Source organism: Brucella tritici (assembly GCF_008932295.1).
Taxonomy (GTDB): Bacteria; Pseudomonadota; Alphaproteobacteria; order Rhizobiales; family Rhizobiaceae; genus Brucella; species Brucella tritici.
This window is the reverse complement of record NZ_WBWA01000014.1, coordinates 115,843-129,899: the sequence shown is the minus strand read 5'-3', so window position 1 is coordinate 129,899 and position 14,057 is coordinate 115,843. Positions and strand designations below refer to the sequence as shown.

The window sequence follows — 14,057 nt, the reverse complement described above, 5'->3', positions numbered from 1 at the left end:
TCGATCGCTGTAGTTCTGCTCGAATGGCGTGCGTGGTCTTGGCGCTGCCGTGGAGAATTTGGCCCATAGCTCCCTCCGCTGTGTCGGTGACAATTCTACACCATCACATGCTGGGACCAAACACCTAGCCCTTAAAATCGCGAGCGAGCAGATAAAGCTCGACGGATTCGGCGCGGGATGCGGGCGGCTTTACATGATGCACTGAGCGAAATTTCTGCTTGAGCAATGCCAGGAGTTCGTTTTCCGTCCCGCCTTGAAATGTCTTGGTAAGAAAATGTCCGCCTGGCTTCAGAACCGAAATCGCAAAATCAGCTGCGACTTCGCAAAGATGCACGGTACGCAGGTGGTCAGTACGGCGGTGGCCGGTGGTTGGCGCAGCCATATCCGAAATGACCAAATCCGGCTTGTCGCCGAGCGCGTCCATCAGTTTTTGCGGCGCCTCATCATCAAGGAAGTCCATTTCCAGCAGAACAACGCCAGGCAGGGGATCGACATGGAGATAGTCGATGCCCACAACATGTGGGTTCTCGTCGGTTGAACCTACGATCTTGGCGGCGATCTGCGACCAGCCGCCCGGCGCGGCGCCGAGATCGATGATTTTCTGACCCTTCTTGAGCAGATCATAACGGTCATTGATTTCAATGAGCTTATAGGCTGCTCGCGAACGATACCCGTCCTGCTTGGATTTATGAACATACGGGTCGTTCAAGTGACGCTGAAGCCAGCGGCGCGACGATTCCTTGATCGTGCCTGCCTTCTTCTTCACGCGCACCTGCAGATTGCTGGAACCCGCACCACCGCGACCGCCAGTTTTAACTCCGCCTTTGTTTCCGCCTGCCTTGCTCATTATCAGTGCCTGTTTCTAGCGCCTGTCGCGCGATTGTGTCGCCATGCGCCATCGCGCGACATCAGTTCGGTCAAAATGCCTTCACGCAGACCACGATCGGCAACAAGTAGTTTCTCGCTGGGCCACACTTTGCGTATCGCATCAAGAATAGCACAGCCTGCCAATACCAGATCGGCGCGGTCTGCGCCAATGCATGGGTTCGCTACACGGGCGTCAAAATCCCACGATAGAAGACGGTTGGTCATCTGTGTCACGTCGTCGGCACCCATCCACATACCATCGACCCGACGACGATCATAACGATCGAGACCAAGGTGAATCCCCGCCAGTGTGGTCACTGTTCCCGATGTGCCCAGCAAGTGGAAACGCGGGCTTGCCGCAAGATTTCCAAGACATTGACGCTCAGCAAATTGCGCAAGCAGATCGGTTACATGGGAAACCATGGAATCGAAGCTTTCCTGCGTGACGTTACGTCCGCCGAACCGTTCCGCCAATGTCACAACACCGACCGGAAGAGATGTCCAGGCCATTATATGTTCTGCCAGGCGTGGGGAGCGACGACGGGAAACATCAATCAGCGCGATTTCAGAAGAGCCGCCGCCAATATCGAATAGCACGACTGCATCCGTCTCGCGGGTAACCAGCGTGCCGCAGCCCGAGACAGCAAGCCGGGCTTCCGTCTGCCGGTCTACGATCTCCAGTTCAAGTCCTGTTTCTGCCAGAACCCTTTCCAAAAACGCTTCGCCATTCGAGGCTGAGCGGCAGGCTTCGGTGGCTATCAACCGCGAACGCCGGATTTTCTTGCCTGCAAGTTTGTCACGGCAAATCTTCAGTGCTTCGACAGCACGATCCATCGCATTGTCGCTAAGTCGGCCGGTGGCACTCAAGCCCTCTCCCAATCGTACGATACGTGAAAACGCATCCACGACGCGGAATTGGCCCGGTCTCGTCGGCGACGCAACCAGCAGGCGGCAATTATTTGTGCCCAGATCCAAGGCAGCATAAAGCGGAGCATCGCCCTTTTCGGGGGGCGCGCCGTTAACGGCCCTCAATGTTTGGCCATTGCTGCCCTTACGTTTGTTTTGAGCCGAAGCATGCGGGTTATCCCCACGTGCACCGTTGTGCTGAGCCTTTGCTGTTATCTCGACTATCGGAGGCGTCTGTCCACCTTGCTGCCGTGCCTGCTTCTTCTTGCGAGCACGGCGACGGCGATTCGAGATTTTACCGGGGGATCGCTGTTGGTTGTTTTCTGCTTCAGTTGCTGTGGGCTTCTCTGCAGAAAATTCGACGCCAGGTACAGATTTGCCGCGCCGACGCCGACGCGCCCGTTTGCGCTGGCTTTGCGAATTCGTGCCTTCGGTCTCGTCCTGTGATTTTGAGCGTCCTGAATCGGATGCACTACGGGCATTACCGATATCTGTAACGGCTTTTTTGAGCGGTCTGCGCTTGCCGTTATCGGACGGATTCCGGGCTTGCGAGTTGCCCGATTGTCCGCCGGACGCCCCTTGGTGCACCATTTCGGCGGTGCGCTCGTCGGGGTTCTTCAAGGTTCTTGTCCTTATGGCGCCGCGCGAACCTGTCAGGACGCAAGCAAGGCGCTTCAATTTCTACGTTGTGCATAATGTAACAGTGGTTTTCTGTTTTACCAAGGGGCAGGCTGTGGGGAGCCGCCGGATTTTTTTAATGCACGTATGAAATTTGAGGCACCGGCGCACCCGAGGGCTTTCGCTGGTGGCGAAAGCCCTTACGGAGTCGATATGTCTAGGCCTAGATGTCGTAAGTATGGGCAGCGTTGATTGTCGCAACGAATTGTTTGGTGCGCTCTTGCTTGGGCTTTGTGAAAATCTCGTGCGCAGTTCCGGTTTCGACGATATTGCCCGACTCGAGAAAGACGACATTTTTTGCAATCTTGGATGCAAGCCGTAGGTCATGCGTAGCAATCACCATGGTCGTGCCTTCCTTGGCGAGCTTGCTCAAAACATCAACGACTTCAGATGCAAGCTCGGGATCAAGCGCCGAGGTAGGCTCGTCGCACAAGAGTACACGCGGTGACGGAGCCAGTGCACGTGCAATCGCGATACGCTGTTGCTGTCCGCCAGAGAGCGTTGAAGGCCAAGCATCTGCTTTATGCGCCATGCCCACTTTGGTAAGCAGCTCCATCGCGCGTTCTTTTGCTTTGTCCTTTGGCCATTTTAGAACCGTAACAAGGCCTTCCATCACATTCTGTATCGCTGTCTGATGAGGAAAGAGCTGGAAGTTCTGAAACACCATGCCCGTCTGACGGCGGATTGACTGGATGGCTTGCCAGCTCGGTTTGCGATCAGGCTCGAAGCTGAGGCTCTGGCCACCCAGAACAAGAGTGCCCGATGTCGGAATCTCAAGCAGGTTTATGCACCGCAACAACGTGCTCTTGCCGCCACCGGATGGACCAACCAATGCTGTTACCGTGCCCTCTGCTATCGCAACATTGATATCGTTGAGAATAACAGCGTCATCGAAGCGCTTTACGATGTGTCGAAGCTCGATCATGCGTTTGTCTCCAGTGTGCCGCCATAGCGTCCGAAGCGCCGTTCAAGCCGCACTTGCAGGGCCGAAAGAACGGAACTCATCACCAGATAGATCAGGGCTGCTTCGATATAGAGGATGAGAGGTTCGTAGGTGGTCGCGACGATACGTTGTGCTGACTGGAAAAGTTCAGGCACCGTGATCGCGGCAGCGAGCGATGTGTCTTTTACCAGAGAAATAAAGGAGTTGGAGAGCGGCGGCACTGCAGTCCGGGTTGCCTGAGGCAGGACAGTACGTGCAAGCGCCTGACGCCAGCTCATACCAATGGAATATGCGGCTTCCCATTGACCTTTCGGAACGGCGGATATGACAGCCCGGATAATTTCCGAACTATAAGCACCAACGCTGAGAGAAAAACCAATCACGGCTGCTGGAAATGCATCAAGATAGATGCCTGCGCTCGGCAGACCGTAAAAGATCACGAACAACTGTACGAGGAGAGGTGTGCCGCGGAATATCCAGACATAAAAGCGGGCGACGGACGCAAGCCAGAGTGGTGCAAACAATCGCACAAGTGCGGTCAGCAATCCCAATGTCAGGCCGAAAGCAAAGGACAAAAGGGTGAGGGGAATGGTGAAGATCAAGCCCGCCCACAAAAGGGTAGGTAGAGAATCTACCATTAGTTGAAGCCAATCGGGCACGGTTTTCGGCTCCTCATCAATACTTGGAAGTCAGACTGAAATGAAGCTGGGCGTCTTATCATATACAGTCTGGCATTCATGTCTTTGGAATAGTCTTTCACAATCACAATAAAACGAAGCCGGAAGTAGCTTCCGGCTTCGTGCATGAACCGGGGCCGACGCTTACTTGGAGACGTCCTGACCGAAATATTTCTGCGAAATCTTGTCGTAGGTGCCGTCGGCCTTGACTTCATCGAGAGCCTTGTTGATGGCTGCTACGAGATCGTCGTCGCCTTTACGGACAATGATGCCCGAAGCGTCTGCATTCTCCTTCTCGGCCACAATCTTGACTGGAGCCTTCGGCTGATGCTTTTTGAAGTCGAGGAAAGAGAGGCTGTCATTGAGCGTCGCGTCGGCACGGCCCGTCAGAACGAGCTGGATCGACTGGTCGAAACCGTCGGTGGCGACGAGCTCGGCCCCAGCTTCCTTCGCAAGCTTGCCATAATTGCTGGTCAGCGATTGAGCGGACTTCTTGCCCTTGAGGTCGGCAAAATCCTTGATCGTGTCGTCCTTGTCGTTGACGATCAGAACAACTTTTGAAACGATATAGGGATTGGAGAAGTTGAACTTCTTCTGGCGTTCTTCGGTAATGCCTACCTGATTTATAACGGCATCATAGCGCTTGGCATCAAGACCTGCGATGAGGCCATCCCATTTGCCTTCCACGAATTCCGGCTTTACGCCGAGCTTGGCGGCAACAGCCTCACCAATTTCCACATCGAAACCGACAAGTTTGTTTTCCTTGTCATGATAGGTAAACGGTGCATACGTGCCTTCGGTGCCAATCTTCAAAACGCCAGCCGACTTGATGGCGTCGAGATTTTCTCCAGCCATTGCGCCGGTGAAGAGAGCTGCCTGAATGATGCCTGCGGTAGCGATGATCTGAGCGAATTTCATTTTCGGTATCCGTGAACTGGTTGATGTTCTATTGATCGCAGAAATTTAATTCTAAAGATGCGTCGAAAACGACCATTAAGGTGCAATTATTAGGATGCGTTCCTAATTATAAGGCGAATTTGGGTGAATAATTCTAACATTTTTCAGTGAGGATCGGAAGGGCGGAAAAAGCATTCGCTTTCCTCTTATCCGTCGGCCGATTTTTGCCCCGTTGGAGAATGCAAAACGCCGCCAGAATGTTAGCTGGCGGCGGTTCGTTTATCCATGGATTGGAAGGTTAGGGGAACGATTTACTCAGGCTTGCAGAAACCACCGCCGGTCGGCGTGATGACGGTGAAGGCTTCGCCTGCTTCAAGAACAGTCTGATCGCAATTGCCGAGCACATCGACAGAACCGTCCTTGCGGCGCACTTCGTTGCGACCGGTCTGACCGGCTTCGCCGCCTTCCAGACCGAAAGGCGCCACGCGGCGATGCCCCGAGAGAATGGCGAATTCCAGCGTCTTCAGCGCGCGGATCGTGCGCTTGGTGCCATCGCCCGCATGCCATTTGCCCTTTCCGCCGGAACCTTCGCGAATATGGAAATCTTCCAGCAAGACGGGGAAGCGGGTTTCCAGAATTTCCGGGTCGGTCAGGCGCGAATTGGTCATGTGGGTGTGCACGGCATCGGCACCGTTGAAACCGGGACCCGCGGGTGCGCCGGAACAGATGGTTTCGTAATACTGATATTCGTCATTGCCGAAGGTCAGATTGTTCATGGTGCCTTGTGCTGCGGCCATCGCCTTGGTCGCGCCGAACAGGCAGTTGGTGACGGCCTGGCTGACCTCAACATTGCCTGCCACGACCGCCGCCGGATATTGCGGCGAGAGCATCGAGCCTTCCGGCACAACGATCCTGATCGGTCGCAGGCAACCCGCATTCATCGGAATGTCGCCTTCGACCAGCACGCGGAAGACATAGAGCACAGCCGCGCGGGTGACGGGTTCCGGCGCGTTGAAGTTGTCGGAACGCTGCTCCGACGTGCCGGAGAAATCGACCGTCGCTTCGCGCTTTTCCTTATCGATGGTGACACGCACCTCGATCTGGCAGCGCTGGTCCATCACATAGGTGAAGTGACCGTCCGGCAGCTTGTCGAGTACGCGGCGCACGCTTTCGGCGGCATTGTCCTGAACGTGGCCCATATAGGCTTTGACGACATCCTCGCCGAAAAGACCGATCATCTTTTTCAGTTCGGCAACGCCCTTTTCGTTGGCGGCGATCTGCGCCTTCAGATCATTGACGTTCTGCGTCAGGTTGCGAACAGGGTAGGTGGCGCCGGTCAGAAGAGCGGCGAGCGCCTCTTCACGGAAGGTGCCGCGATCCACCAGCTTGAAATTGTCGATATAGACGCCTTCCTGCTCGATATTGACCGCAAGCGGCGACATGGAACCCGGCGCAATGCCGCCAATATCCGCATGGTGGCCACGGCTTGCGACCCAGAAGCGGATTTCGCGATTGTCGTCATCAAAAACCGGCGTGCAGACGGTGAGGTCGGGCAGATGGGTGCCGCCATTATAAGGCGCGTTGATGAGGAACACATCGCCCGGCTTGATGTCGCTGTTTTCGCGGATAGCGGTGGCGACCGATGCGTCCATGGAACCGAGATGCACCGGCATATGCGGCGCATTGGCGACAAGGTTGCCGGCCGCGTCGAAAACCGCGCAGGAAAAGTCCAGACGTTCCTTGATGTTCACTGAATAGGCGGTGTTCTGAAGTGTCACGCCCATCTGCTCGGCAATGGACATGAAGAGATTGTTGAAAATCTCGAGCATCACCGGATCGGCTTCTGTGCCGATGGCCGTGCGCACGGGCAGCGCCTTGATGCGCGTCAGCACAACATGGTCATGCGCGGTCAGGCGGGCCTGCCAGCCATCTTCGATAACAATGGTCTGGTTTTTCTCAATGATGATCGCCGGGCCGGTGACAGTCTGGCCGCGCTGCATCTGCTCGCGCAAGACGACGCCCGCATCGTGCAACTCGCCTTGCGAGAAGAAGCGGGTCCGCTTGGCGGTTGCAGCTTCCAGATCGCTATCGAGCGATTGGGCGCTTTCGGTCTCGCCTGCGCCGCCGCCAACGGCTTCAACTTCCACGGCATCGATAACAAGAGCCTTGTTTTCCGCAATGAAGCCGAAACGGCGCTTATGGGCAGCTTCGAATTCGGCGCGAAGACGATCAGCATTGTCCTCTGCCGGGAAGGCGGCCTCAATGGACAGCACCGTGTCGGTGCCCGCATAGCGGATATGCGCTCGCAGGTGACGCTGTACGGCTGCGGCTTCGATGCCCTGGGTCAGAAGTTCGGCAACGCATTCCTGCGCCAGTTCTTCACCCAGTTCCTTCAGAGCAGCAGGCGCCGCTGGATCGAGCGCGACGCCAAGCGCCTTTTGACGGGTGGCGCGAATATCGGCCAGACCCATGCCATAGGCGGAAAGCAGGCCCGACATCGGATGAAGAAGAATATTCTTCATGCCAAGTGCATCGGCGACGAGGCAGGCGTGTTGACCGCCAGCGCCACCGAAACAGTTGAGCGCATAGCGCGTCACATCATAGCCGCGCTGCACCGAAATTTTCTTGATCGCCTCGACCATATTGGCAACCGCAATGCGGATGAAGCCGTCGGCAACTGCTTCCGGCGAACGGCCATCGCCAATCTCGGCTGCAAGCGCGGTGAAGAGTTCCCGCACCCGTTCCACATCAAGCGGCTGGTTCTGTTCGGGACCAAAGATCGCCGGGAAAAATTCCGGCAACAGCTTGCCCAGCATGACATTGGCGTCGGTGACGGCGAGCGGTCCGCCATTGCGGTAGCAGGCCGGGCCGGGATTGGCGCCTGCCGAATCCGGGCCGACGCGGAAACGTCCGGCGTCATAATGCAGGATCGAGCCGCCGCCTGCGGCAACGGTGTGGATCAGCATCATGGGCGCACGAACGCGCACCCCGGCAACTTCGGTTTCGAAAGCGCGTTCATATTCACCATCAAAATGAGCGACGTCTGTGGAGGTGCCGCCCATGTCGAAGCCGATGACTTTCGGGAAGCCAGCCGTTTCGCCGGTGCGGGCGAGGCCGACAACGCCGCCTGCCGGGCCAGACAGAATCGCATCCTTGCCCTGAAACAGATCGGCTGCCGTGAGACCACCCGATGACATCATGAACATGACGCGCGCGCCGGTGCGCTCGACATCCAGTTCGTTGGATACTTGCGCAACATAGCGGCGGAGAACTGGCGACAGATAGGCATCGACGACCGTGGTATCGCCACGCCCGACCAGCTTGATCAGTGGGGAAACCTCGTGGCTGACGGAGACCTGTTCAAAGTCGAGACCACGCGCAATGCGAGCAATTTCAGCCTCATGCGCAGGAAACTTATAAGCATGCATGAGGGCGATAGCGACGGACTTGTAGCCCTGTTCCTTCAGCGCAACCAGTGCTGCTTCGGCCTCGGAGGGATCGAGCGCCGTTTCAACTGTGCCGTCTGCCTGAACGCGTTCGTGCAGCTCCACGACCTTTTCATAAAGCGCTTCCGGCTTGATGATTTCGGTTGCAAAGATGTTCTTGCGCTCCTGATAGCCAATGCGCAGCGCATCGCGAAAGCCCTTGGTGGTGACAAGGGCCAGCCGCTCGCCCTTGCGCTCGAGAAGCGCATTGGTCGCGACCGTCGTGCCCATGCGAACTTCGCCGATGATTCCGGCGGGAACCGCTTCGCCGGTCTTGAGGCCAAGATGCAGGCGAATGCCATGAACGGCGGCATCCTTATAGGCAGACGGGTTTTCGGAGAGAACCTTGCGTGCATGGAGCTGGCCCTGAGGATCCCGCCCGATGACGTCCGTAAACGTACCGCCGCGGTCGATCCAGAAGTCCCATACTCCGCGTCCCGTTCCGCTCATCGCTGGCTCCCTCACACAAAATTCCAGATGCATTGAGTTGTGTATTCTGAAAACACTTCTGAAATTGATAGTCACATTTTATTGACAAAATGTCGATAAGATGATGACATAAAATTCACATAAAAGCGGGAGCGTCAAAATGGGTAAAGATAAGGCTTTTGAGGAAGAGCCTAACACCGGAGACGAAATGCAGGAGGCTGGCTTTGATGAAGTCACGCTGCCCAAGCATTTGCGCCCGGTTGCCTCGATCGGCCCCATTGTCTCATCCGCGCATCTGGCTGAAGGCGGTTCGCCCGGCATGTCCGAGGTTGAATACGGCCTCATTCTCGCATCGCACGCATTTTCGCGCTGGATGGTTCGTTGCATGGCCGCGGCGGGATTGCCGGGACTGTCTCCCATCGAAGTGCTGATTCTCCATTCGATCCGCCATCGTGATCGCGAGAAAAAGCTTGCCGATATCTGCCTCGTTCTCGACATTGAAGACACGCATATTGCCACCTATGCCATCCGCAAGCTTGAAAATGCAGGCTTGCTGACGACCGGCAAGGCGGCAAAGGAAAAGACGGTGAAGATCACCGCCAAGGGCGCCGATGCCTGCGCGCGCTATGCGCAGATTCGCGAGCGTCTTTTGGTCGATTCCACGGCCAATGCGCGCCCATCGGAAGAAACGCTTTCCGAAGTGGCTGCCCTTTTGCGCTTCATGTCCGGTGCATTCAATCAGGCCACGCGGTCTGCCATCACACTTTAAGAGGGTTGAAAGTTTGAGCGGAACCGAGTTGAGCGAACCAGTTTCAAAACCTCTGCTGACCGTCGATGGCCTCAGTGTCGAATTTGGCGCGAGCCGTGTCGTTGACGATCTGAGCTTCTCGGTCCATCCCGGTCGCACGCTGGCTGTGGTGGGCGAATCCGGTTCGGGCAAGTCCATTACGTCGCTTTCCATCATGCGGCTTGCCGATATGAGCGGCGCGAAATTCTCGTCCGGTCGCATTCTGTTCGGCGAACGCGATCTGCTCAAGGCCGATCAGAAGACAATGCGGGGCATTCGCGGCAAGGAGATCGCCATGATCTTCCAGGAGCCGATGACGTCGCTCAATCCGGTTTTCACCATCGGTAATCAGCTATCCGAAGTGCTGATGTTGCATGAAGGCATGACCCAGCAGGCGGCGCTTGCCGAGGGGAAGCGACTTCTGGAAATGGTTCGGCTGCCGGATGCGGAAGGGCTGCTGAAGCGCTATCCGCATCAGCTTTCCGGTGGCATGCGCCAGCGCGTCATGATCGCCATGGCGCTTGCCTGCCGCCCGAAACTGTTGATTGCCGATGAGCCGACGACCGCGCTCGATGTGACCATTCAGGCCCAGATACTGCATATTATCAGGGATTTGCAGCAAGAACTTGAAATGGCTGTGATTTTCATCACGCACGATATGGGCGTGGTAGCGGAAATGGCTGACGATGTGGTCGTCATGTGGAAGGGCAAGAAGGTCGAGGAAGGCCCGGTTGGGCAGATTTTCTCGCAGCCGCAACATGCCTATACCAAGACGCTTCTGTCGGCAGTGCCGAAGCTTGGCAGCATGACGGGCGAAGCATTCCCCAAACGAATGCCGGTCATGACCATGCGCGACGGCGTGCCTGTTCTGACCGGTGAGGAGCGCATTCAGGACACGGCGCGTTATGGCGATAAGCCGTTGCTTTCCGTGGACGATCTTTACGTGCGATTTCCGATCAAGAAGAACCTGTTCGGTAAGGTCACCCATGTCTGCAACGCGGTTTCGAAGGTCGCATTCGATATCTATCCGGGCGAAACGCTGGCGCTGGTCGGTGAATCCGGTTCGGGTAAGTCGACCATTGGGCGCACCATCCAGCAATTGCAGACGCCGCTTTCCGGCGATATTCGCTTCAACGGCAAGGCCTATTCGGCCATGAGCGCTGCCGAGCGATATGCCATGCGTCGCGAAGTGCAGTATATTTTCCAGGACCCGTTTGCATCGCTCGATCCGCGCAAGACGGTTGGTTTTTCCATTGCAGAACCCATCCGCACGCATGGCCTTCTCGACAATGACAAGGCAATCAATGCGCGTGTGGCGGAATTGCTGGAGCGGGTTGGCCTTGGTCCTGAACACGCGAAGCGCTATCCGCACGAGTTTTCCGGCGGTCAGCGCCAGCGCGTTTGCATAGCGCGTGCACTTGCCTCCAAGCCGAAGCTTATCATCGCCGATGAAGCCCTGTCGGCGCTCGATGTTTCTATTCAGGCGCAGGTCATCAACCTGTTCATGGACCTGCAAAAAGAGCAGGGGCTCGCATATCTCTTCATCAGCCACGACATGGCGGTGGTCGAAAAGATGAGCCACCGCGTCGCTGTTCTTTATCTCGGCCAGATCATGGAACTGGGCTCACGGCAGCAGGTTTTCGAAACACCGTCGCATGACTACACCAAGCGGCTTCTCTCGGCGGTGCCGATTGCCGATCCGTCAGCGCGCACCAACCGGCCTGCGCTGGAAGGTGAAATTCCAAGCACGACGCGCCGGATCGATGACAAGCCGCCGATCTATCGCCATCGCGAGGTCGCAACCGGGCATTTCGTGGCCGAAACAGCCTGACGCACAAAGTTCAACAGAAACCCAAAGGGGAAAAACAATGATAAGGAAAACACTTAAAGCCGTTCTCATGGCTTCCGCTCTCTCGGCGGCAGTGTTTGCATCTGCTCCGGCTTTCGCTGCCGGAAAGCTGACCGTTTCGTCGCCGCAGGACCCGGGTAGCTGGGATCCGATCGACACTTTCCTTGTCAACTGGGCTTCTGTTGCCACCAATATTTTCGACGGTCTCGTCTATCGCGGACCAGACCTCAAGATCGTTCCGGCACTGGCAACCTCGTGGGATGAGCTGGATGACGGCAAGCGCATCCGCTTCCATCTGCGTGAGAACGTCAAGTTCCATGACGGCGAGCCGTTCAATGCCGAAGCCGTCAAGTTCACCTTTGATCGCCTGCTCGGTGACGAGGGCGCGAAAGGCCCGCAGCGTTCGAATTATATCGCCATCGAAAAGGTGGAAGTCATCGACGACAAGACCGTCGATTTTCATCTGAAGGCACCAGATCCTGTTTTGATCACCAAGCTGGCCGGTTATGGCGGCATGATCGTTCCGCCGAAATATATTCAGGAAAAGGGCGACGACTATTTCAACACCCATCCGGTCGGTACCGGACCGTTCAAATTCGTTTCCTATGAGCCGAAGGTCAATATCAAGCTTGAGGCTTTCGCCGATCATTGGGGCGGCGCGCCAAAGCTCTCCGAACTCGAATACCGCTTCATCACCGAGCCTTCGACCGCTGTTGCCGAGCTTCAGGCCGGTCGCGTCGATCTGGTCATCCCGCCGACCATTCCGATTGGCATGATCCCGACCATTCAGAGTGATCCGAAGCTGGAACTCGTCACAACGGCTGGCCCGACGGTCTATGCCCTGCGTTTCAACACAGCTGACGGCATCACCAAGGATGAGCGCGTGCGCAAGGCGCTGACGATGGCAGTTGATCGCGACGCGATCATCCAGTCCATTCTGGCAGGTCAGGCAGAGCCGATTGCAAGCTTCCAGGGTTCGCTGTCCTTCGGTTTCGACCCGAACATGAAGCCGCTGCCTTACGATCCGGAAGGCGCGAAGAAGCTGCTCGAAGAAGCGGGCGTTCAGCCCGGCGCAAATGTGCAGATCGACGTGCGCGGTCAGGATGCAAGCTTCAATGAAGTGGCGCAGGCCATCGCGAGCTTCCTGCAGATGGTCGGCGTCAATGCAACCATCAAGCCTTACGACACCAATGTTCTGCTGAACGATATCATCCCGCAGGGCAAGACCGGCGCGATGTTCCAGCAGGCCTGGGGCGGCTGGACCTTCGACTACGATAACACCGCCTATTCCATGTACCATTCGGGCGAAAAGTGGAACCCGTACGACAAGGACGAAAAGCTCGACAAGATGCTGGAAGCGCAGCGCTCGGTTATTGATCGCGGCGAGCGCGAAAAGCTCCTGCAGGAAATCGCGCATTACGCAGCCGACCGCGCACTGGAAATGCCACTCTACAATCTCAAGGCAATCTTCGGCGTCAACAAGCGCGTGAAGAACTTCGTGCCGGTGCCTGACAGCCGTCTGCGTCTGACGGACGTCACTGTCGAGTAAGCAAGAATGACAATACGGCAAGCCGGATATGACCGGCTTGCCGCAGCATTTCGGAGGCGCACTGGTGGCCGGATTTCTGATCAAACGAATTTTGCAGGCGTTGTTCGTGCTTGTCGCGATGACGCTGCTTGTCGCTTTCGCCGTCCGCCTGACAGGCGATCCGGCATTGATGCTGACGCAGGGTGCGGGCAGCATCACCGAAGCCGATCTCGCACGCATCCGCGAAGGTCTCGGTCTCAACCAGCCGTTCTTCGTTCAATACTGGCAGTTCCTCAAAGGACTGTTCACGATGGATCTGGGGCGTAGTTTCCTTGGCGGTACGCCGGTTTCCACGCTCGTCGCTGGCGCTCTGCCCGCCACGCTGATGCTGGCCTTTGCCTCCCTGTTCGTTTCCATCGTGATTTCCGTGCCACTTGGCATCAAGGCTGCGGTGTCGCGTGGAAAATGGGCCGATCAGCTCATCCGCATCTGTTCGCTGGTGGGTCTGTCCTTCCCGAACTTCTGGCTGGCGACCATGCTGGTGCTGTTGTTCGGCATCACGCTGCAATGGCTGCCGCCAAGCGGCATGAGCGGCATTGCAAGCTTCATCATGCCCGCGCTCACCATGGGCATCATCCTGACGGCAACCAATGTCCGCCTTGTGCGCACGGCGATGCTGGAAACGCTGCAATCGCAATATATCATGGTGGCGCGCGCCAAGGGGCTGAGTGAAAACAAGGTTCTCTACAAGCATGCGCTGCGCAATTGCGCCATTCCGCTGATCACCTATCTCGGCCTTCAGTTTGGCGGTCTGCTCGGCGGTATCGTCGTGGTGGAACGTGTGTTCAACTGGCCGGGTATGGGCACGCTTGCCTTCGACGCTGTGGCGGGGCGCGATTATCCTGTCTTGCAGGCCACCATCGCGATCCTTTCCATGCTGATCATCGGCGTCAATCTTCTCGTGGACATCGCCTATGGCCTTGTCGATCCGCGTATCCGCACGGAGTAGGA

Annotated in this window: 10 protein-coding genes; 4 read left to right on the top strand and 6 right to left on the bottom strand. The window is 56.7% G+C overall.

The genetic code is table 11. The features are described 5' to 3' along the window. Positions 1 to 124 precede the first annotated feature (124 nt). The 6 genes from F9K91_RS15455 to F9K91_RS15430 all read right to left on the bottom strand — a co-directional run bounded on the left by F9K91_RS15455 (position 125) and on the right by F9K91_RS15430 (position 8,903). Positions 125 to 847, bottom strand: coding sequence for an RlmE family RNA methyltransferase (locus tag F9K91_RS15455; RefSeq protein ID WP_061347054.1), 723 nt, complete (start codon positions 845 to 847; stop codon positions 125 to 127). Between the two features lie 2 nt (positions 848 to 849). Continuing rightward, positions 850 to 2,394 carry a Ppx/GppA phosphatase family protein gene (locus F9K91_RS15450; RefSeq protein ID WP_151678143.1) on the bottom strand — a complete coding sequence of 515 codons (1,545 nt, stop codon included), beginning with the start codon at positions 2,392 to 2,394 and terminating at the stop codon, positions 850 to 852. Positions 2,395 to 2,614: 220 nt separating this feature from the next. Next, positions 2,615 to 3,376, bottom strand: a complete 762-nt coding sequence (locus tag F9K91_RS15445) for an amino acid ABC transporter ATP-binding protein (RefSeq protein ID WP_061347056.1) — start codon at positions 3,374 to 3,376, stop codon at positions 2,615 to 2,617. Further along, positions 3,373 to 4,053 carry an ABC transporter permease subunit gene (locus F9K91_RS15440; RefSeq protein WP_151678142.1) on the bottom strand — a complete coding sequence of 227 codons (681 nt, stop codon included), beginning with the start codon at positions 4,051 to 4,053 and terminating at the stop codon, positions 3,373 to 3,375. The genes F9K91_RS15445 and F9K91_RS15440 overlap by 4 nt, the downstream gene beginning before the upstream one ends. A gap of 162 nt (positions 4,054 to 4,215) precedes the next feature. Then, positions 4,216 to 4,989: an amino acid ABC transporter substrate-binding protein gene (locus tag F9K91_RS15435; RefSeq protein ID WP_151678141.1), complete on the bottom strand. Its 774-nt coding sequence runs from the start codon at positions 4,987 to 4,989 to the stop codon at positions 4,216 to 4,218. Positions 4,990 to 5,279: 290 nt separating this feature from the next. Further along, positions 5,280 to 8,903, bottom strand: coding sequence for a hydantoinase B/oxoprolinase family protein (locus tag F9K91_RS15430; protein ID WP_151678140.1), 3,624 nt, complete (start codon positions 8,901 to 8,903; stop codon positions 5,280 to 5,282). A gap of 139 nt (positions 8,904 to 9,042) precedes the next feature. Here F9K91_RS15430 and F9K91_RS15425 point away from each other — a divergent pair, with 139 nt between their 5' ends. The 4 genes from F9K91_RS15425 to F9K91_RS15410 all read left to right on the top strand — a co-directional run bounded on the left by F9K91_RS15425 (position 9,043) and on the right by F9K91_RS15410 (position 14,055). Then, on the top strand, positions 9,043 to 9,651 hold the full coding sequence (locus F9K91_RS15425) for a winged helix DNA-binding protein (RefSeq protein WP_167522222.1): 609 nt from the start codon (positions 9,043 to 9,045) through the stop codon (positions 9,649 to 9,651). Between the two features lie 13 nt (positions 9,652 to 9,664). Continuing rightward, positions 9,665 to 11,500, top strand: a complete 1,836-nt coding sequence (locus tag F9K91_RS15420) for an ABC transporter ATP-binding protein (protein ID WP_151678139.1) — start codon at positions 9,665 to 9,667, stop codon at positions 11,498 to 11,500. A gap of 37 nt (positions 11,501 to 11,537) precedes the next feature. Continuing rightward, entirely contained in the window at positions 11,538 to 13,067 is a 1,530-nt protein-coding gene (locus F9K91_RS15415) for an ABC transporter substrate-binding protein (protein ID WP_151554527.1), read from the top strand. A 64-nt stretch (positions 13,068 to 13,131) separates the two neighbouring features. Further along, entirely contained in the window at positions 13,132 to 14,055 is a 924-nt protein-coding gene (locus tag F9K91_RS15410; RefSeq protein ID WP_113533509.1) for an ABC transporter permease, read from the top strand. Positions 14,056 to 14,057 lie beyond the last annotated feature (2 nt).